Origin of the sequence: Geofilum rubicundum JCM 15548 (genome assembly GCF_000974365.1) — a bacterium.
GTDB classification, from domain to species: domain Bacteria; phylum Bacteroidota; class Bacteroidia; order Bacteroidales; family Marinilabiliaceae; genus Geofilum; species Geofilum rubicundum.
Genome location: NZ_BAZW01000048.1, coordinates 1 through 20,476, shown reverse-complemented (window position 1 = coordinate 20,476; position 20,476 = coordinate 1). Strand labels below are relative to the sequence as shown.

Annotated in this window: 22 protein-coding genes; 6 read left to right on the top strand and 16 right to left on the bottom strand. The window is 44.8% G+C overall.

Annotated elements, in window-relative coordinates; genetic code table 11:
- Window positions 1-9: 9 nt before the first annotated feature.
- From JCM15548_RS16050 to crtD, 4 genes are all read right to left on the bottom strand, one after another.
- On the bottom strand, window positions 10-1,122 hold the full coding sequence (locus JCM15548_RS16050; protein WP_162198266.1) for a glycosyltransferase family 2 protein: 1,113 nt from the start codon (window positions 1,120-1,122) through the stop codon (window positions 10-12).
- 2 nt (window positions 1,123-1,124) lie between these two features.
- Window positions 1,125-1,742, bottom strand: coding sequence for a lysophospholipid acyltransferase family protein (locus JCM15548_RS16045; protein WP_062127570.1), 618 nt, complete (start codon window positions 1,740-1,742; stop codon window positions 1,125-1,127).
- A 71-nt stretch (window positions 1,743-1,813) separates the two neighbouring features.
- Window positions 1,814-2,467 (bottom strand): carotenoid biosynthesis protein, encoded by a 654-nt coding sequence (locus JCM15548_RS16040; RefSeq protein WP_062127568.1) that lies wholly within the window; start codon window positions 2,465-2,467, stop codon window positions 1,814-1,816.
- 88 nt (window positions 2,468-2,555) lie between these two features.
- The gene (crtD, locus tag JCM15548_RS16035; RefSeq protein WP_062127566.1) at window positions 2,556-4,025 is read right to left on the bottom strand and encodes a 1-hydroxycarotenoid 3,4-desaturase CrtD; all 1,470 of its coding nucleotides are present in this window, start codon (window positions 4,023-4,025) and stop codon (window positions 2,556-2,558) included.
- 224 nt (window positions 4,026-4,249) lie between these two features.
- Between crtD and JCM15548_RS16030 the strand changes: the two genes are divergently transcribed.
- Window positions 4,250-5,674, top strand: a complete 1,425-nt coding sequence (locus JCM15548_RS16030; RefSeq protein WP_227625937.1) for a phytoene desaturase family protein — start codon at window positions 4,250-4,252, stop codon at window positions 5,672-5,674.
- Window positions 5,675-5,749: 75 nt separating this feature from the next.
- The gene (locus JCM15548_RS16025; RefSeq protein ID WP_062127564.1) at window positions 5,750-6,583 is read left to right on the top strand and encodes a phytoene/squalene synthase family protein; all 834 of its coding nucleotides are present in this window, start codon (window positions 5,750-5,752) and stop codon (window positions 6,581-6,583) included.
- Here JCM15548_RS16025 and omp85 read toward each other — a convergent pair.
- The 5 genes from omp85 to JCM15548_RS16005 form a co-directional block, all read right to left on the bottom strand.
- Window positions 6,580-7,824 (bottom strand): Omp85 family outer membrane protein, encoded by a 1,245-nt coding sequence (gene omp85, locus JCM15548_RS16020; RefSeq protein WP_439645458.1) that lies wholly within the window; start codon window positions 7,822-7,824, stop codon window positions 6,580-6,582. The two genes, JCM15548_RS16025 and omp85, sit on opposite strands and share 4 nt — an antisense overlap.
- A gap of 229 nt (window positions 7,825-8,053) precedes the next feature.
- Window positions 8,054-8,884 (bottom strand): L-histidine N(alpha)-methyltransferase, encoded by an 831-nt coding sequence (locus JCM15548_RS16015; protein WP_062127560.1) that lies wholly within the window; start codon window positions 8,882-8,884, stop codon window positions 8,054-8,056.
- A gap of 177 nt (window positions 8,885-9,061) precedes the next feature.
- Window positions 9,062-9,214 (bottom strand): rhodanese-like domain-containing protein, encoded by a 153-nt coding sequence (locus tag JCM15548_RS24470; RefSeq protein WP_227625940.1) that lies wholly within the window; start codon window positions 9,212-9,214, stop codon window positions 9,062-9,064.
- Window positions 9,215-9,228: 14 nt separating this feature from the next.
- Entirely contained in the window at window positions 9,229-10,161 is a 933-nt protein-coding gene (locus tag JCM15548_RS16010) for a sulfurtransferase (protein WP_262487101.1), read from the bottom strand.
- 206 nt (window positions 10,162-10,367) lie between these two features.
- Window positions 10,368-10,652 carry a DUF427 domain-containing protein gene (locus tag JCM15548_RS16005; protein ID WP_062127558.1) on the bottom strand — a complete coding sequence of 95 codons (285 nt, stop codon included), beginning with the start codon at window positions 10,650-10,652 and terminating at the stop codon, window positions 10,368-10,370.
- 222 nt (window positions 10,653-10,874) lie between these two features.
- Here JCM15548_RS16005 and JCM15548_RS16000 point away from each other — a divergent pair, with 222 nt between their 5' ends.
- On the top strand, window positions 10,875-11,624 hold the full coding sequence (locus tag JCM15548_RS16000) for a hypothetical protein (RefSeq protein ID WP_227625936.1): 750 nt from the start codon (window positions 10,875-10,877) through the stop codon (window positions 11,622-11,624).
- 90 nt (window positions 11,625-11,714) lie between these two features.
- Here JCM15548_RS16000 and JCM15548_RS15995 read toward each other — a convergent pair whose 3' ends face one another.
- The 3 genes from JCM15548_RS15995 to JCM15548_RS15985 are packed head-to-tail and all read right to left on the bottom strand — an operon-like array spanning window position 11,715 to window position 14,227.
- On the bottom strand, window positions 11,715-12,470 hold the full coding sequence (locus tag JCM15548_RS15995) for a LytR/AlgR family response regulator transcription factor (protein ID WP_083985197.1): 756 nt from the start codon (window positions 12,468-12,470) through the stop codon (window positions 11,715-11,717).
- Between the two features lie 4 nt (window positions 12,471-12,474).
- Complete coding sequence (locus JCM15548_RS15990) at window positions 12,475-13,521, bottom strand: sensor histidine kinase (protein WP_062127554.1); 1,047 nt, start codon at window positions 13,519-13,521, stop codon at window positions 12,475-12,477.
- Window positions 13,522-13,525: 4 nt separating this feature from the next.
- Window positions 13,526-14,227, bottom strand: a complete 702-nt coding sequence (locus JCM15548_RS15985) for a LiaI-LiaF-like domain-containing protein (RefSeq protein ID WP_062127552.1) — start codon at window positions 14,225-14,227, stop codon at window positions 13,526-13,528.
- A 231-nt stretch (window positions 14,228-14,458) separates the two neighbouring features.
- On the opposite strand from JCM15548_RS15985, the gene JCM15548_RS15980 reads away from it, so the two are divergent.
- The 3 genes from JCM15548_RS15980 to JCM15548_RS15970 all read left to right on the top strand — a co-directional run bounded on the left by JCM15548_RS15980 (window position 14,459) and on the right by JCM15548_RS15970 (window position 17,937).
- Entirely contained in the window at window positions 14,459-16,822 is a 2,364-nt protein-coding gene (locus JCM15548_RS15980) for a TonB-dependent receptor (RefSeq protein WP_062127550.1), read from the top strand.
- A 190-nt stretch (window positions 16,823-17,012) separates the two neighbouring features.
- The gene (locus JCM15548_RS15975) at window positions 17,013-17,354 is read left to right on the top strand and encodes a hypothetical protein (RefSeq protein WP_062127548.1); all 342 of its coding nucleotides are present in this window, start codon (window positions 17,013-17,015) and stop codon (window positions 17,352-17,354) included.
- Window positions 17,355-17,475: 121 nt separating this feature from the next.
- Window positions 17,476-17,937, top strand: a complete 462-nt coding sequence (locus JCM15548_RS15970; protein WP_062127546.1) for a DUF4625 domain-containing protein — start codon at window positions 17,476-17,478, stop codon at window positions 17,935-17,937.
- A 72-nt stretch (window positions 17,938-18,009) separates the two neighbouring features.
- Here JCM15548_RS15970 and JCM15548_RS15965 read toward each other — a convergent pair whose 3' ends face one another.
- The 4 genes from JCM15548_RS15965 to JCM15548_RS22000 form a co-directional block, all read right to left on the bottom strand.
- Window positions 18,010-18,600 carry a hypothetical protein gene (locus JCM15548_RS15965; protein WP_157482842.1) on the bottom strand — a complete coding sequence of 197 codons (591 nt, stop codon included), beginning with the start codon at window positions 18,598-18,600 and terminating at the stop codon, window positions 18,010-18,012.
- 17 nt (window positions 18,601-18,617) lie between these two features.
- Window positions 18,618-19,199 (bottom strand): hypothetical protein, encoded by a 582-nt coding sequence (locus JCM15548_RS15960; RefSeq protein WP_062127542.1) that lies wholly within the window; start codon window positions 19,197-19,199, stop codon window positions 18,618-18,620.
- Between the two features lie 71 nt (window positions 19,200-19,270).
- Window positions 19,271-19,939, bottom strand: a complete 669-nt coding sequence (locus JCM15548_RS15955; protein WP_062127540.1) for a hypothetical protein — start codon at window positions 19,937-19,939, stop codon at window positions 19,271-19,273.
- Between the two features lie 30 nt (window positions 19,940-19,969).
- The coding region (locus JCM15548_RS22000) for a hypothetical protein (protein ID WP_162198265.1) at window positions 19,970-20,476 on the bottom strand (507 nt) is incomplete at its 5' end.

Sequence of the window (20,476 nt, the reverse complement as noted above, 5' to 3'; positions counted from 1 at the left end):
AGTCCCGGATTATGCCTTTTTATAAATTCGTCCCTTCCAGATCACCTGCTTCCTGTTTCGAAGATTCGTAAGAGCCATCCCGGTCATGCTCCACAAGTGCCCATAATGCAAAAACAAGGCCATCTTTATTGACTGGCGACTGATAACAGCTACCCCCATTTTCATACCCACAACCATCAGCACAGAAGCAGCCAAAAACCACCAGTGACCGGCCAGTGCAAAATAAGGCATCCTTATCCAGGCTAAGATCACAAACCAGGTCATCCACAGACGATGACCGCCAAAAAAGTGATGCATGTTACGTGCAAAACCCTGAATGGCTTCCTCTCTGGTGGTATACATGCGACACAACACATCTTCATCACCCGTTAGAACTACAATGGACTGCCCCTGCCGTTTCATGGTCCGGGCGATGACGATATCATCCACATTTTGATTCCACACCTGCCGGTGCCATTCATGCCGGCGGTAGACCGAAGCCTCGAACAGCATAAACTGACCGTTGGCGGCTGCCAGGGCAGAAAACCAAGGCAATCGCACCGCTACCAGAGGCAGCATACTCAATAAAATCCAGTTCATGACCGGCACCGTTTGTCGCTCCCCTTTGGTTTTCATGATTTGTTGGGGGAAAACAGACAGCAGCGACACCCCTTTTCGCCGGGCATCCGCCAATGCTCTGCATATAGCATCCCGCTTCAATCGTACATCCGCGTCCAAAAACAATAACCAGTCGCCTGAGGCTCTTTGAGCCAACTGATGACAGGCAAAATTCTTACCCATCCAGCCCTCCGGTAAGGGATCGCTGTCGAAATAATTCAGGCCGGCCCAATCAGCCGCATATTCTTTTAAAACCTCTGGTGTGCCATCCGTCGAGTGGTCATTGCATACCAGCACTTCCAAATGGGGATAATCCAATTTTTTGATATCGCTGAGCAAGGAAGGCAAATTATGAGCTTCGTTGCGCGCCGGGATTAAAATGGAAACCAGGGGAGCCGAATCCGCAGAGACAAGTCCCAACTTATCTGACAAATGAACAGGTGTTGCCCAATTAACCAATACGACCCCAAATCGCAGCAGCAGCATCGCCATAAAAACCCAACTGATGATCTCCCCGACATCCATGTTCATTCTTTTTTTTGAGATTGCAGAAACAGCGACTGTTGGTAAAATTTCTCATAGGCCTTTTGCAAATCTTCAGTAGAACATCCTTCCACTGGTGCTTTGCCTAAATATAGGGTCAGTGCCGGTTTTCTCTCCGAAAAATAATCCAACAGCGCCACATAAAACAGAACCTGCTGAAGACCGGCTTTTTTAATCACCTGGGCCACACCATTTTTAAAGGGCAGAACGCCGGCCGACAAAGAGGCTATTTCACCCTGTGGATACATCACCACCAAATGACCCGGTTCCTGCAAAAGTCGGGCAGCATAATTCAGTGAATGCACCATATCACGACTTCCCGGCTCGATAGAAAAAGCACCAATACGCGTTAAAAAACGCCGGTCTCTCAGCTGCGACGCCAGCATCATGACATACAACTCCTTTTTCAAAAAACGCTTATTGAGATAATATACCCAGAAACCATCCCACCAGCTCACATGATTGCCTATCACCAAATCACTTCGCTGTTGACCGGGCCATGTTCCCACCACATCAATCCGACTAAAATCTTTTTTCAATATGGCATGCAGATACCAATTAAAAAAAGCATCATACCACTTACTATGTCGGGCTTCAATCATACATTCATAACTTTTAAGGACCCAAGGACCCAGATAGCTGAATCCAGCCTGTCGCTACAAAAAGGGGGGCCTCATAAAAAAAAATTCAATACCAGAAAAAACACCATCTGCACCCAAAAAAGGCGGGCAGCCACCGGCTTAACCGTTTTAATGGCCGTTAGTTCCAAGACGCCCACCACTATAACAGCGACAAAAAACCACATCAGATAGTTTTGCAAGGGAATCACATCATGGGCCCAACTCCACATCCCCGTTTTCATAGCTACCGGTTCCATGATGAAATCAAATACCACCATGAGGGCTGCAGCAGAAAATGGCACCCATCGCCTAAGTGCCTTAAACGACCGCACAATGGCAGTGGCACCGTAAGCTAGCACCAACCAATTAACCCCAATCAACAAAGGCGTTTCAAAGACTTTAAAACCCAAGGAGGGACCGTAAAAATAGCTGCCAAACAAAAGGCCGGTCTTTGTCCCTATGGCCTCAACAGCAAAAGTAAACAGCATTACCCCCAGAAAGACCAGAACATGCCGCTGGTCGAAAAGCTTGTGAAACAATAAAACCAAAAATAAATTGATCAACACCGAAAGGGGGATCAATGCCTCAAAAAGCGACCGGGACCCGGGAATCAGGAATCCCGCCAATCCCACCGAATAATAAATAATCAAAAAGAGCTTCACCCTTTTTTCAGTCAACTGCTTACTATGATTATCGATCCAACTCATTTCATTCTATTTTTAATGCATCAAAAGGCAATATACATAATTACGATTAATCCTCCTTGGCTCCACACGGGCGAAATTCGCGGACAAACTACTTGCCTGCCCCTATCAAACCATCCACAATCCTGGCCGAAGCCAGACACAATGGTATACCTCCACCGGGATGCACGCTTCCTCCTGTAAAAAAGAGATTTTTATATTGGCGGCTAAAATTAGGATGTCGTTTAAAAGCAGAAAGCCGCGAATTACTGCTATGACCATATAAAGCCCCGTTAACCGATCCGGTTCTGCATTCAATATCCTGCGGCGTGATCACACGCTCCGACTCAATGAGCGGTTCAATGGAAAAGTCCAGCGCGCTCTTGATCTTTTGCAAAACAATCCGGCGTGCTTTCAAGACTTCCTCCTCCCAATCCTGCCCAACGTTTTCCGGCGCATTGACCATCACAAACCAATTCTCACATCCATCAGGTGCATCCGCAGCCACTGCCTTTTTACTGATAAAAATATAGACTGTCAAATCATCGGCCAGCTCCTTGGTTTTGAACAGCCCCTCAAATTCCGCCTTATAATCGGCACTAAACAGAATATTATGGACATCCAAAGCAGAAGTCGTGCGCACGCCCCAATAAAAAATCAGCGCTGAAGACGACCGTTCCCGTTTCATCAACTTCCGATACATTCGGGCATTGGGCATAATATCCCGATAGAACAAAGTAATATCTGTATTATTCACCACTAAGTCGGCTGGATAAACCGAATCCCGTGTCTTTACACCTGTCACCCGACAGCCCTTGGTCACCAAGCCAGTCACTTCGGTATTGAAATAAAACCGCACTCCCACCTCATCGGCCAGCCTTTTTATAGCAGTGATGATTCCAAAAAGACCATCTTCAGGAAAATAGGCACCGGTATTGTGCTCCAGGTGGGCAATCATATTAAGAGTGGCTGGCGCCCTGTAGGGATCGCTGCCATTGTAAGTGGCATAGCGGTCGAACAGCTGAACCAGCCGACTGTCCCCAAAACTCTTGACATTACGTTGGTGCATGGAAGTAAAGGCATCCATGCGGTGCAGTGCCTTCATGCCCTTTCTTCCGGCAGCACTCGTATAGGTGGATAGTTTGTGAATGGACTTAAAAAGAAAAACATCTGCCGCATGCTCGTATAGAAAAGACTGTTTGGCAAGGTATCGCTCCATTTTCCCCCGATTCACTCCCGTCTTTTCTACCTCATTCAGAAACTGCTCCTTATTGCTCCATGCCTTCAAATTGAGCCCGTCCGAAAAAAAGTAATTGCCAGTCATGGGCAAAGTTATCACCTTTAAATAGTCGGCCCGCCTTCTCCCAAACAATCCAAACAACTCATCCACCAAATAAGGCAATGTAAACAACGAAGGCCCCATATCGAACCGGTAACCTGCTTCATTGTATTGGGCCACCTTTCCACCGGGCTCCCCGGATTTCTCAAGCACAGTAACACTATAGCCTCTGGCAGCCAAACGCAAGGCCGAAGCCAATCCCCCAATGCCCGAACCAATCACACACGCTACCAATTTTTCCATGTCTTTCTGATATTAATAGTTCGTTATTTCTGCCTATCAACCTAATGACCTATTAACCTAATGACCTAGCCATCTTTTGTAATAGGCACCATTAAAAAAATACAACTGTTTAATCTTTTTTCTTGTATCATTAAACAAACATAGCCCCTAATTGGTTTTAATAACTGTAAATATAAACCCATTATTGCTAAGTATTTCATAACTTGCTGTAACAAATACAAAATATGAACCCAAAGAAAGCACTCATCGTCGGCTCCGGATTGGGAGGACTCACCACCGCACTGCGGCTGGCTGCCAAAGGTTTTGATGTAACTATTCTGGAAAAGCACCACCGGGCAGGCGGTCGACTAAACCTCCTGGAAAAAGACGGATTCAAGTTCGATCTGGGCCCCACCTTTTTCAGTATGAGCTATGAATTTGATGAACTGGTAAAAAGTACGGGTATTGAATACCCCTTTGAGTTCATCGAGCTGGAACCTCTCTTCACCGTAAACATAGATGGTATTGATAAAACCTTTACCATCTATAAGGATATGGATAAGCTCGCCGCTCAATTCGAAGGCATAGAGCCCCATTTCAGGGAAAAGATGGAAAAGCACCTAAACAAAACAGAAACACTATACAACGATACCATCAACCGGATTATACACCGCAACTTCAACTCCTTTCCCGAGTATTTGTTACAGCTGACCAAAGTACCCCTGAAGCACGGTCCACTCATATTCAAATCCATGTGGAAAGAGTTATGCGAGAGTTTCGAGTCTAAGGAAGCGCGCATGATCTTTTCTTTGGTCGGTTTTTTCCTGGGCGCCACGCCTTTTGACACACCGGCCATCTTTTCGCTCCTCAATTACATTGAGATGCGGCATGATGGCTACCACAATGTTAAAGGCGGCATGTACCAGATCGTTGTAGGTTTGCTAAAAGTTCTCAAGGAAAAAGGCGTCACCATTCATTACAACACCGAGATCACCACGGCCACGTCTGTAGATGGTCAATTGAAATCGCTGACCGACCGTCAGGGCCGTGAATGGACCGCTGATTATTTCGTCATCAATGCCGATGCCGCCTGGTTTAGAGGAGCCATTTTCAACCGGCCCAAATTCAACACCGAAAAGTTGGATAAAATGAAATGGACCATGGCTCCCCTGACCGTCTATTTGGGGGTTAAAGGAAAACTTGACAATTTGCAACATCATAACTATTTTTTAGGTAGCAATTTTGATGAATACGCCAAGGGCGTTTTCAAGAACCAGGTTTCGTTCCAAAAGCCTTATTATTATGTCAATATAGCGTCAAGAAACAACCCCGACTCAGCACCTGTGGGACACGAAAGTCTGTATATATTATGTCCCTCGCCTGATTTACGGTTTAAACCCGACTGGAGTGACCGGGAAGCCATCGTCCAGAATATCATCGATGACCTGTCGGAACGCAGTGGTTATAACCTCAATGAAATGATTGTGAGCAAGACCATCCTGTCACCCGAACATTGGGGAGAAATGTTCAACCTTTATAAAGGCAGCGGGTTGGGTCTGGCGCACGACATGAACCAGATTGGCTGGTTTAGACCAGCCAATAAAGATGAAAAATACAGTAATGTCTACTACGTAGCGCCTCAACCATACCCGGCACTGGTCTGCCCATGACCGTTATCAGTGGCAAACTGACGACAGAGCGATTATTAAGTGATTTGAAGCGTGTAACCCATTAACTGATTCACCATGGACAACTATCGTAAAAACAACCTCAGGTGCAGCATCAATACGACCCGCATTTACAGCACCTCCTTTTCGCTGGGTGTAAGGCTGCTCGACAAGCAATACCGGGACCATATTTACAGCATTTATGGTTTTGTGCGTTATGCCGATGAAATTGTGGATACCTTTTTGGAACACGACCGGGCCACCTTGCTCGAAGAGTTCCGTGCCGATGCCTGGAAAGCCATTGAGCGGGGCATCAGTCTAAATCCTATTCTCGACAGTTTTCAACACACGGTGAATGAGTGCCGCATTGACCATGCGCTGATCGAAGCCTTTTTGAACAGCATGGAAATGGACCTGCACTATCACCGCTATTCCAAAGAAGAACTGGAAAAGTACATTTACGGTTCGGCTGAAGTGGTGGGATTGATGTGCTTACGGGTGTTTTACGTGAATGATGACAAGGCTTATGAGGAGCTGAAATACCCGGCACAGAAACTGGGAGAAGCCTTTCAAAAAGTCAATTTCCTGCGCGATGCGCAGGATGATTACGAAAACAAAGGACGTGTGTATTTCAAGAACATCGACTTCTCTAACTTTACGCCTGAAGCCAAACAACGGATTGAGGCTGAGATACAGAGCGACTTTGACGAGGCTTTTAAAGGCATTGTCCGACTTAAACCACAAGTGCGTTTGGGCGTCTATCTCGCCTACCGCTATTACCTGAATCTCTTTTTAAAAATTAAGTTTGCCAAGCCGGAAGCCATACTCAAGCAACGCTACCGCGTTTCCAATCCACAAAAGGGTGTATTGATGTTTAAGGCCTCTTTGAGAAATGCCATGGGCTTGTTTTAGAACAGATAATTCAGTCCCACGTAAAAGCCGGACTCACCGTCCTGACTGTCTATTGCCCGACCGTAATCCACCGCAACAATAAAGTTGCGGTTCATGGCAATGCGCAAGCCCAAGCCGTAACTGACGTGCAGCGCTTCCGCCCCAAAATCGAAATAATCGTTCCTGTTTTCGTCCATGGCCGGCAATCGGCTTTCCACTTCAATAAGAGAAGTGGCGCGACCGGCATCCAAAAAAGAATTGACGCCCAGATAAAAGGCCTGATTGATAAAATTGAAATAGAGCGCCTTCCAGCGCAGTTCAAAATTCCCGAACACCATGCCATCGCCCACCACACGGTTGCGTTTGATGCCGCGTAGACTGCGAACTCCGCCCAATCCGGTCGATGAAGCCCCGGTCATCACCGAGGTGATGACCTGCGACTGGTAATAAAAAGGCACATCTCCCCAAAGCGTATGTTGCCATCCCAGCCGGTAAGCCAATGAAAGATCCTCCGGAATCAAAGTAAAATATTGTCGATGGGTGATGGCCATTTTGCCAAAACCACTTTCAGAGCCTAAAAACTCAGGGGCCGCCACCAGTACAGCCTCCGTCCATACCCCCTCCATGGGATTGGGCCGGTTATCACGCGTATCGTACACAAAGCCGCCTTTCAACTCAGGAATAAAGCCACCGTCGGCTTCTTCCGGGGAAATCAACCCCCATTCGATGTACTTCTCGTACAAACCCGGCTGTTCCTCCACCGATGGCAGAAGATCCGCCTCGTCCTGCCCCTCGTTCATACGCGCCACATCCACCGAGCCAATATCAAAATTCAACAGATTAACGCCGGCTATCCACCGCCAGCCGGCACTTCCAATGGCGCCCTGCAAATCGGTCTTAAACCGAAACAAATTGTGGGACATCTTGTAAAACATCCGGCTCTTGTAGGCAGCTGAGGCATCGTCCTCCCAATCTTGGTTATACACCGCCTCATAACCGTTAAAGCCATAAAAATCATAGGCCAACTCTGGCATATAGGTCAGGTCGGTCGTCACCCGCAATCCCTCCACCAAACGGTCCGAATCATAATATATGCGGTAAATGCCACTGCCTTTGGTATAGCGGGAAATTTCAAAATAAAGCGAGTGATCATACATCGGATAGCGACTACCGTCACCATACTGAAAAAGGTTGACCAGTCCGCCATACTGAAACCCCAAATCGGCATCGAAGGACACAGCCGGCAAAACCCCATATTCCAGCCCGTTTTAACATCCTCCTGAATCTTTGCCTGCGCCAACAGTACCTGAGGCACTGCCCAAAAAAACAATCCCAAAGCCACAATGCTCCTCATTTCCCAGTTCAAATTTATCATCGTCTGATTATTTCAAATTTCAAACGAAGATACAAAATTCCCATGGGCATTTAAGGCTGCCGGAGCCCGTGTTACTGGAAGTTCTTCTTAAACCGGACCAATGTTTTGACAGCTTGTTAGTCCTTCACCCAAAGCGAGTCCACAAAATAATTGCGCTTATCCATAAATTGTTTTTCCACTTTAAAGCCGTGGTTTTCTGCCATTATAGCAATGGTTTCCAAATCGAATTTCCGGGATAACTCCATAAAAACAGGCTCCCATTTATCAAAATGAAAACTTTGCCCGAGCTCCTCCATATCCACCTTTTGATCGGTCAATGAAACCAAATGACTTTTTACGGCACCTGTTCCAGGATGATAACTGGTATGTTGCTCAAAATTACTTAAATCAAAGTTGGCACCCAGCTCCTTGTTTAGTCGCACCAGATGATTCAGGTTGAAGCGCCTGGTATGACCATGCGGATCGCTGTATGCATTCATTATAACTTCGGGAGATTTTTTTAAATCAAACCCAATCATCACCTTATCGCCCGTGTGGCAAAGCGATGAGAGTTGGCTCAGAAAAAGTTGTGTTTCTTCATCGGAAAAATTTCCGATATTGGCGCCAAGAAAAAGAAAAATCTTTCGAAGGCCGGAATGCCCGTTTAGAGGTTTCAATGCGTGAAAATAATCACCAGTTAAGGCTTTTACGCCAAGTGCAGGCAATTCATTGGATAGTTTTTTCACCAAATCCGCATTGGTCTTTTCGCTAATATCTACCGGGATGTACTGAACACCAATAGATTTCTCAACCATGTGCTCCAAAAGGATGGTCGTTTTTAATCCATCGCCAGCCCCCAGTTCGATAAGTTCAAATTTATTACACCCTTCGCTAATTGCTTCGACAATTTGTGTTCGCTGACTGGTAAATATTTCAAATTCACAATCGGTGAGGTAATACTCGGGCATTCGCATAATGTCCTGGAATATGCGACTGCTTCATCATCATAGAAATATTTAGACAAAAGATACTTCGGCTTTGAATTTAACCCCCTTAAAGTATCGGTTGCCAGTTCTGATACAATGGTTTGTTGTTCCATAATGTCTTTCGTTTTTCTCGCATAACCATAAATAATTTTATCCCATTCATGCAGGGACACCTGTTTCATAAGAATTTGCAGGGTCTGCACTCCACTCGAACCAGCCACCATCGTAGACCGATACTTTGGGCCAACCCATGAGCCAGGCGTTGAACCATGCCTCACTACCACGCCAGCCTGTGCCACAGTAAAAGGCCAGATGTTTGTCCGGCGTTACGCATTATTCCTCCAAATTTCAGCAATCTCGTGGAATTCACGTGTCGTATGGTCAAAGTTTCGGTAGTTTTCCATGTGGTAGGCATCACTGCCGCAATCGGCAAATACAGCGCCGGGAATACGCCCCTTGGGCTCAATGTAGTTATACCCGCTCACCTCACCTATGTATTCGGGCCAACTACGAACACATACCAATTCGGCTCTGGTCGATGCAATCATCTGTTTCGCTTCAGGCGTATCAACAGCCAGTTCTGGTCTGGCAGGAATCGGCGCCCCAAATTCAGCAACTGCCTGCTTGGGTTCATCGCTCAACGAAACTTCAAAGCCTTCATCCTTCCAGGATTGATAGCCACCGTTCAGCACCCTTACATCTTTCACCCCTGCATACAGCATGATGAACGCATTTCGAATGGCCCCAATATCCCCGGCAGCGCTTCCGGGAAACTCGTGGGCATTGTCGGGGTGCATATATTTACCATATAAAACAACCGTTGTATCAGCTGTTATTCCATGCTTTTCGAGTGCTTCTTTTATTTCTTCGGGCGAGCGACGGTTCCAGGTTTCAGGAGCTTCCAATGCCAGGGTATCCATATCTATGGCACCGGGAATATGGCCACTCAGATAGGCATCCCTATTACGGTAATGGGCGTGAACAATGACATATTTGGTGTTGGTGTAGTGTGCAGGTCGGTTACCCGATATGAGCTGTTGGACCCACGCTGGTGAAACAAGGTTCCTAAAACGTTCGAGCTTTTGCATAGGCCATTGATCATTAGCCGACCATTCATCAACGAAATGGTAATACACAGAAACATTCTTAAAACCTGATTTTTGAAACCGCCGTGCCACCTCGTCAGTTTCCTCTTTTGAATATCCGTATATGACCAACTTATCATCAGGCTTAATACCTTTATGGTCCACCATTTCTATCCAATCTATGTATTTAATCCATTTAGACGGCAGGCTTTTAGCGCCTTCGATATGCCCTCCACGGGCTTCATTGAGGAATTGCCAGCATTATAAGCGTCCACAGGCCGTACATCAATGATTTTAACTCCTCCCTTAAGGCTATCGGATAAGTCGTGCGTGGTCATTTGTTTAAAGTCGTGCAACATAAAAATATCTGGTTTAGTGTATTAGTCATTAACAATTTGAACACCCTTCCAAAAAGCCACCCTGCCTTTAATACTGCTGGCCAGTCCCGATGGATTTGGATAATACCAGACCGCATCAGGGTTATCTTTTCCATCCACTTCAAGGTTGTAGTAGGATGCGGTACCCTTCCAATGACAAACGGTTTGTTTGTCACTGTTTTTTAAATATTCTTTGTTCACTGATTCTATAGGAAAATACGCGTTTCCCTCAACGGTTACAATGTCATCGCTTTCGGCAATGGTTTGACCATTCCAGATTGCTTTCATATCTGAACTTTTTAAGCTATTGTAAAAAAAAATGTTTTGGAACACTCAATTTACAACTTATGATAAAAAAACACCAATGCAAACACGATTTTTATTTTTCGGCAAGCCCTTTTAGCACTTTATTCTAAGTTGTATGAAAAATACGCTATCAAAACCCCAACTGCTCCCGCAATTTTTTGTAGCCGGCGCGATGGATGCGGATAAAACAGAAAATTATTATATTTGAGGAAGTGTAGAAACAAAGAACCCGGATTCTTCACCAGCATAAGGACTGGGAGAGGAATTACCGGGACTGCTTTACAAAGATACATCCAAATGAATTATAATACAATAGTTGAAACAATAATTTCAAAGGAACGACTGCAACCTTATTTGAATTTACATTCAGACAATTACAAGAAAGCAATCACTCATTACAAAGCAAACATACTGATTTCAGAATCCTTTTATCCTATAATTTCAATGCTTGAAGTCGGTTTAAGAAATTCTATTGATCGACAACTTTCCAGAAAGTTTAACAGTGAAAAGTGGTACGAAGACATTGAATTCATAAAAATTGCATCCAGACATCAAATTAATAAGATTTCAGAGGCACGAGCCAATATACAATCTGCGAAAAAAGAAGTTACCACTGGAAGAATTATATCGGAATTAACCTTTGGTTATTGGACTTCCTTATTCGATACTAAATTTGAAACAATTCTATGGAAGAATTTAAGGTTTTCATTTCCAAACTGCCCCAAAAATCAAAGAAAACGAAAAACAATTAGTTCAAAACTAAATGGTATTAGAAAATTCAGAAATCGAATTTTTCACCACGAACCAATTTCATGGAATCTTATCGCATTGAATTCTTATAAGGAGGACATTATTGAGGCGATAAATTGGCTGGATAAAGATTTATTAAAATGGTTAGATGAATTAAATCACGTAGATATGATTATTGAAAAATACCGTGGCACTATTAGTTAATTACTTCCGATACCTAAAGCCATAAATGGGTTATGGTTGCAGCTGATAAATTACACTTATGTGCGTTTATTATTTGTGCCCCTTAAGTAATCAAAACCCCAACTGCTCGCGCAATTTTTTGTAGCCGGCGCGACTGATGCGTAATTTGTGATTGGGCGGAATCACGGCCAGATAGGCATCCTTGTCGTACGGCTCCAACTTGGTGATTTTGGCAGCATTGGCAATATAGGAGCGGTGGATGCGGATAAACTCTTTTTCGGGCAGGTGCGACTCATAGTAACTCATGGTTTGGTTCTTCATGAAGCGGCCCTGTGTGGAATGAATCATCACATAATCCTCCTGGGCTTCCAGAAAAAGAATCTCTGAGAGGGGGATAACCGTCATGCTGCTGCCCTTTTTCACCACTATGCGCGACAACAATTCCGTGGAGCTCTCCCTGATTTTTTCAACCGGAACCCCCTTGCCGGGTGAGCCTGCCGCCAGTTTTTCCAGCACCTTATTTACGGCCACATCAAAACGTTCCTTCGAAAAGGGTTTGAGCAGATAATCGACGGCATTCAACTCAAAGGCCTTGATGGCATAGTCATCATAAGCCGTTGTAAAAATCACTTCCGGAGCATCCTCCAGGACCTCCAGGAGTTCCAGTCCATTCACCTTGGGCATCTGGATATCCAAAAAAATCAAGTGCGGCTCCAGCTCCTTAATCGTCTTCATGGCCTCAAAACCATTGGCACATTCCCCCACCACTTCAATATGAGGATAATCTTTAAGATACTCGTGAACTATAGAACGGGCAGGTGCCTCGTCATCAACAATCAAAGCTTTGTAGGTCATTGAATTAGCCATTTTTCTAATTTTGTGGAATTATTAACTCAACCCGGAATACACCATCGGCACCCGAGGCTTTTAATAAGCCCTCCCGGTTATATAGGTTCCGCAGAATATTGGCGGTATGCCGCAATCCTAAACCACCCCCACGCGGTGAAGCAGACGCATCATCGTAATTATTGCTTACCGTGATTCTCAGTTCGCTGTCGTGCGCCCAGCAAGTTGTTTTCACGGTTATGCCTTCCATGCTTTCATAAAGACCATGCTTGATGGCATTCTCGAAGAGCGGTTGCAGAATCATGGCCGGTAATCGGTATTGGCTGCAGGCCTCTGCCACCTCTTCTTCATAATTCAACAGGTCACCAAAACGGACTTTTTCGATTTCCATGTACCTTCGGATATTCTGCAGCTCATCGCTGACAGATATCAAATCCGTATGCTTATTGCGTAAAGAATAGCGCAGCAATTCTGATAGTTGGGCAATCATTCGTCGCGCCCCTTCGGGTTGCGACAGTGTCAGAGCACTTACGGAATTCAGACTGTTAAACAAAAAATGGGGATTCAATTGGGCCTTCAGGGTTTTGAGTTCCGACTCCTTCACTTGCTTTTTAAGTACCTCTTCCTGCAGACGCTTTTCTTCCAAATCACGGTAAAAGACAAAGAAATGATACATCACCATGATCATCATATACTCTTCAACGCCCCAAAGCACACGAATGGGCAAAACCCGCCATGAAAGATCCATATAATGCTGGTGATGGCCCAAAAAAGCCTGACAAATTAAGCCCGACACCACCAGCCAGGTGACGACCGCCACGATGCCCACCACCACGTTGTTAATGAGTATGCGCGACGATGGGCAATCCCTTCGGCCATAACCAACAGGAAACCACAAGGTGATACCAACCACCATCAAAGTGGCCCCATACACCGCCCCATCCACCAATGCCAGAGACCACTCCAGGTTGGCATAGTAGTGCCACAAAGCGGCCGGCACCAGGGTGTGAATCAACCAAAAGGGCAGCAAACTCCAAAGCGAATACTTGTGCGAAAGAATAGGATGTAGCATAAACTTAGTAACTCATTAGTTCTCCACCTCCAAAAATGGTCGTTCCTTTAATCGTCAAAGTACGGGAGAGATCGGCCCGATCGCCCATCGGTACCCGCTTATCATTAAACCCGCCCAGAATACTTGACACTTCAATTTTTATGTGCCAGTCGCGCGGCACAATCAACTTCACACCACCAAAAATGGCCGTCATCTCCAACACGGCGCCTTCAGGCGAAAGAACGGCATCGGTCAAATGCACCTCACTGCCCCCAAAAATAGAAGTAATTTCTCCCCCTTTAAAATTCTGTGACTGTACCCGGCTCACATTCCCGCCAAAAACAACCACCTCCTCAATCACATCCTCACTGTTTGAGTGATAAGAAACCGGATGCGGGCTATGCTTTGGATGCTTGCCTTTCATAATGGCCAAACCAATCAGGATCAAAAAGACCGGCCAAAATTTCCATATATCGTAAAAAGAAAATCCCGGAACCAAATCCGGCATTAAAAAGTAACTGCCAATGGCCAATAGAATGAGTCCGCCCAACCATTCACGGTTAATGAAGTTCACAACAGCAATGGCCACCAAGATCATTGGCCATCTCATAATAACCCCATGAAAAGGTTCCGGAATTACCCCCAAATTGCCCAAAAGCAATACCAAACCCGCCAACAGCACAACAATTCCGAATCCAAACCGCTTTGATGATTTACACTTATCCATGTCAATTAATTTAGTTATTTTTATAGGTCAATTACAGTTCAAAATTAAACATCCTGTAGAACAGGCCAATTCATTTTCGACAAATGGCCGTATTATCATGGTTAATAGCGAAAACATGAGCATAACAAAAAAACCTATTTAGTCACTAAACTTAAAAATACTTAAACCATCCAAACCATTATAGCTATTTTGTAGTTTTGTTGATTCACACTTTCAGTTTTTAAGCACTTAATGAAACAATTCATCATCATCTGGCTGTTGCTGCTCTCATCCATGTATGCCATGCCTCAATCAAGCTATCATGTGGCCGGATTAGTTGTGGACGAAAACAACCAACCCATGCCCGGTTGTCATGTTAAGTCCAACGGCCAATTGACCGTTACCGACAACAAGGGACGCTTCATCTTTAATCACGTGACCAAAGAGGCCTTCGACCTGGAAGTCTCCGCTATGGGCTATTTCAATGCCGATACCACCCTGATGGCCCAAAGCAACCACCACATCCGCATTCACATGAAACCCGACCAGGTGCAATTGGCTGAAGTGTCTGTGCAAGGCAACCGGCTAAAGACTTCGGCCAATCAAAGTCGGGAGACGGTAAGCAGTCGGGAGCTCACCCAACAAATGAACGGGACGCTGGTGCGCACGCTCGACCGGCAAGTAGGCTTTAACACGATGGACATTGGTGCTTCGGCCTCCAAGCCAGTCATCAGAGGCATGGGCTTCAACCGGGTAGTGGTGGTCAGCAATGGCATTAAGCAAGAGGGACAGCAATGGGGGGCCGACCATGGTCTGGAAATGGACCCTTTTTTAACAGAACAGGCGGAAATCATCAAAGGGGCCGCCTCCATCGAACATGGCAGTGACGCCATAGGCGGCATTTTGCAGCTGACCAGCAATCGGATTCCGGAAAACGGCCTTTCAGGTTCCCTTCAGATGCTGGGGAAAACCGTCAATGAAACGGCCGGGGGAACCTTATTGCTGCAAGGCAGCAATAACAGACTGTTTTTTAAGGGGCGCGCTACGTGGCTCGACTATGGCGACTACCGCATTCCCACCGATACGGTCCTCTATTTAACACGCAAAATCCCCATCCACAACAGGCAGTTAAAAAACAGTGCGGGTGAAGAACAGGACCTTTACTTGCAAGCAGGCATTCTGGGCCAGCACTGGCGTAGCAGCATCTCTGCCAGCCGGGTGTGGCAGAAATCCGGCTTCTTCCCCGGCGCCCATGGCGTTCCTGATATCGACAGAGTACAAATCGACCATAGTTCACGTAACATTGACTTCCCTTATCAAAATGTGGAGCATTGGAGTGTCACTTCCAACACGATGATCCAGACCCCGCACTCGGCCATCTCGTTCGATTTGGGCTATCAGCAAAATCACCGACAGGAATGGTCGGAATTTCACACCCATTACTCGAATCAATTGCCGCCCGAAACCGATCCGGATTTAGAGCTGGATTTCGACCTGAAAACCTGGAGCGGCAATGCCCGATGGAATTTCAGGTTAACACCACAGCATGCCTTCACCCTTGGCGGCCAATTTCAATGGCAGAAAAACTTCTCGGCAGGCTATAGCTTCTTATTACCTGAATTCGAACGAACCTCCACAGGCACCTACCTGAAACACGATTACACCATCAGTGAAAAATGGCAACTGAATGCCGGCTTTCGTTACGACCTGGTTCACCTGAACACCTCCGGTTTTTATGATCCTATTTTGTACGACTACATGCTGAGTACCGGCAGCAATGAAGCAAGCGCACAAAACTACGCCCGCAGAGCCACTGCGGTCGACCGCACCCTCGATGACTACAGCTGGATAGCCGGCGCCCGTTTTGTCGCTTCGAAACGTCTAAGTCTGGCCCTTAATATGGGGGAGAGCTTCCGGGCACCAACTCCCAACGAGCTAACCACCAATGGCATACACCATGGCTCGTTCAGACATGAAGTGGGCGACCCTACGCTGGGGTCAGAACGCGGATTTTATTTGGATGCCGTGATGGACTATGATTGGGACGACCGGAAAATAACGCTGTCACCCTATTACTATCACTTCTCCAATTACCTGTTTTTAAATCCGACAGGGGAATGGAGCCAACTGCCGCATGCGGGACAAATATATCGCTTCACCCAATCGGAAGCGGCCATGATGGGCATAGAACTCGGATACAGCGACATTATTGGCATTTACTGGGAATATGAGCTCAACGGCGAATACATCCACAATTACCAAAAAAACACGGCCAACTATCCCCTGCCCTTTTCTCCTCCGGCCAATGCCTTTGCTGAACTGACCTATATCTTTCAACCCCATTTAGAAGCCCAAAGCATACGAATATCCTTGCATGGCAAACTAACGGCCCGGCAAAACCGCATTGCCCGCAACGAAGTCCCAACGCCCGGCTATGCCCTGCTGGGTGCGGCTATTTTCATTCCGGTTAAATTGGGAAATATTCCGGCCGAGCTAAACCTTCAGGCCCATAATTTGTTCAACACAAGGTATTACAACCACATCAGTTTCTACCGCAAATTGGAAATCCCCGAACCGGGACGCAATGTCCAGCTGCTCATTAACATACCCTTTTGAGGATAATAGGGTGGAAAGGGTTGGTAGGGTAGATAGGGTGGAAAGGGTTGGTGGGGTTGGTAGGGTAGATAGGGTATTAGGTTGGGAGGCAAGCGAAGCGCAGTCCCGCAAAGCGGGATAGTTAGGTTGATAGGTCGTTAGGTCATTGGGTTATTAGGTTGTTAGATTTTAATAAACTATTAAATAAGGCATGATAAAAAAATGGAAAATAATAGCCACGATATTGGCTTCGTCATTTATACTGACGGAGGCGAGTAAAAGTGTGCACTTTCTGTTTTTTCACCATGAAGCCGAACACCATGACGCATGTAGCAGCAGCGATTGCCTCGACGAAGAAGAGGCCATTTGTATCTTTGAGCATGTACAGTTTTTCCCTTTTGAATCGGACACAGCCACCATTAAACTGGCCAATCAGGAAAAGGTCATCATCCTTCCCGAGGTCCTGCCCGAAAAGATTGAACATAAACGGATTAAAGCTTATTTATTAAGGGGCCCCCCAAGCTCCGCACCCTCCAACCAACTTCAGGCTTAGTGCCTGTCAGAACCCTGCACTGAGGCGCTTTTCAACAAAGAGTGCCCAGTGCCTCATTGTGGCCTTACTTCCCATTGGGAAGACAGGGTCCTAAATTCATTTTGTATTAAAAAAACATCCCATGAACTTAAAATATCTAATTCTGGCTTTCATGGCCATCGCATTTTTATCAGCGTGCGACAAGGACGATGATGTGGACACTACCAAACCCGTCATTGAAGTGATTGCACCTATAACACCTGCCCATTTTCATGCCGGAGATGAATTCCAGTTAACGGCCCTCATTACCGACAACGATGAACTGGCTTCCTGGAAAGTAACTGTCCATTACAACGCAGACGGTCATACCCACAAAAGTGCCAGCGCTTCCGCTGAAGAAGAAGTTGAAGTCGAATGGCATCAGGACTGGTCCGGAGATATTGAAGCCGGTCTAAAATCCTTTGACCTGAACCAGACCATCACCATCCCTGCCAATGCTGAACATGGTGAATACCACTTAGGTGTATTTGCCCTCGACCAATCCGGCAACGAGCAAGTCGTCTTCATCGAGATTGAAGTGGAAGGTGAAGAACACGCACATTAGAATCTGTAAGTACTAAAAATTCAAAGGACGGCTCATCGGTGCCGTCCTTTGTTTTTAAACTTTTAATTATTCTCAAAATCGGACTTCCACTTTTGGGGAGAGATAAAAACCTTCAAGTCCTAAATCCAGAATAAAATTTGACCCTGAAACCATACCTAAATAAAGATGCTCATTAACTCTGTATAGATAATTCATATTTATAAGAAACCCAACATCATGCCAAGTTTCTCCCCGCATCTGAAATTCAACTCCGGTAATTTCACCCTCCTCGCGAATATAATGATGATCGGGAGTTGCGTAAACCCATTGACTATATACCAACCCAAAAGATGGCTTCAAGATATGATCTTCGCTTAAGGAGAAGTCTTTAGAAAAACATGCACCAAACCATCGGTGCGTTTCATTAATACGCCCCGGCTTTACAAAAAAAGGCTCTGACACATACTCCTCCCTCACTTCGGTTTGAGCAATTTCAAAATTGATCCACACATCATTCTTCATTTTAAACCCATAATTTCCTTTAATAATAAACCCAGGTTCACCAGACCCATAAAAATAGTCAGCATAGTAACCACTAGCAAAAGACAATTGGTTTATTTTTTGAGCATGTGCCAAAGCAACAAGAGCTACCCAAAACACACAAATCATTAACAACTTCTTCATGTTATTTTTTCGTTTATCTAAAAATCAGCAAACCTAATCGCCAAGAACAAACCTAAACTATATATTGATGGCGTATTTTCATCTGAAAAAATGTAAGAATTTCCCGCTAAACCGATTTCAAAACGATTATTAAAGCTATAGCTATAAGATATTCTTGTCAGGTATCCTATATCCCAATAATCTGCAGGCAAAAACCTCATACTTATTAAATCAAAATCTTCAGAATAATACCATGCATAAGGCTCATTTAATTCAATCTTTCCAACAGTAAATCCAACGCCAATTCTTAAGTATTGAGAACTAAAATTAATAGGCGAAACAGCCCCAATTATACTCATTCCCTTAATGGCAAACTGCTGGTTATAGTCCAACGCTTTTGCAAACTCATCCGCTTGGCTATCAGAAAAATTATAGTAACCCATTGACAAATCAACAAAAGGAGACATCCCGATGCACATTTCATTGTATTGTAATACCCCCTTATAACTAACTCCACTATTTGCGTAAGCATACTGCACCCCTGAAACCCATTTCAACTGAGCATCAATAGCACTAATTGCCATAACTAGAAAAAACAAGATAATCCCTAATTTTATCATAAAGTGTTAATTTACCAAGGGGCTATACCAATTAAAATTTAGAACAACCCCTTGGTGAAAATTGCATGGAACTACAATTCTCGAACTGAAGTGGTAAATTTCATATCCCCCATTCGTCTTATTTGCAGCCCCCCTCTAGTTCCTTCACCTTCTCCAACCTCCTGTGTTTTAGTAAACCAATCCCTATCCCATTCTACTGCACCAAAAAAGCCATTTTTAGTCTTGTACTCAGCCTCACAGCTAATTCCGACTTCTGAACCTTTTTCAAATGTAACCTTGTCAACCTTCACTGTCCCTTTGGTAATAAACTTTGCTGTTCCTGAAATCTTTACTTTGCCAGAGGGATCATCTTCATAAACTGCGAAAACCTGTTGAGTTTTGTCGGTGGACCAATTAGTATCCCATGCAGTATTAACAGTATACCATCCCTTACTCCATCCTTTCTTAGCATACCTTACATACTTCCGCTTCAGTCTAAAACCAAAGGCACTCGAAAAACCTCCCTCAACCTTCCATGTGTCTCCGTTGATAACATCTGTTGTCTTACTTCGCAAAACTCTCATTTCTAAACCACCTTCAAAAACTGGTAATCCGCAATAATCTGTAACATAAACCTCCTTAATCCTCACCTCGTATGTTTTAGAATCCGAATTATTTGTAGCCCCGCCTAAATCAAGACTGGTACCGTAATCAACAGATAGGTCTTCTTGCCCCGGAAGTAAAATCCAGACAGGTCTCAATTCTGCATAATTATCATTAACTATAACTTCCTAATAGGTCCCATCGGATTGAGGCTCATAACCAACGCTTTCATAAGGATTATCAATTGAATGATAAGTGATAGTAGGCTTTCGTAAATCAACAGCGTAGTCCTCCATTGGATAGGGTTCATAAATACTAATCTCATTCTCTATTAGATATTCTTTTAGATTATTGGAGGATTTTAAATTTCCATTTTGGCTCAACACTCCATCAAATTTTTTTTCGAATTGAGTTGCCTTTACATTTGAACTTTTCAAAATAGGATTCCCTTGCGGAACGAATAGATCTTTAAAAAGAATTACATCATCATTATAAATCCCCATAGCAATCATTTCCCTAACTTCATTGGCAACAACCTCGTCTTCCCTCACTATCTGACTCACAATTGTTGCTGCCTCCTTGAGATTTTCTTTAAGAATTTGTTCTTCTAAAACCTCACTGTCCTCTAACACTAGGTCATAAGAATCATCACTACCGCATCCAAATAAGAAAAACAAGGCAATCAAAATAAAATT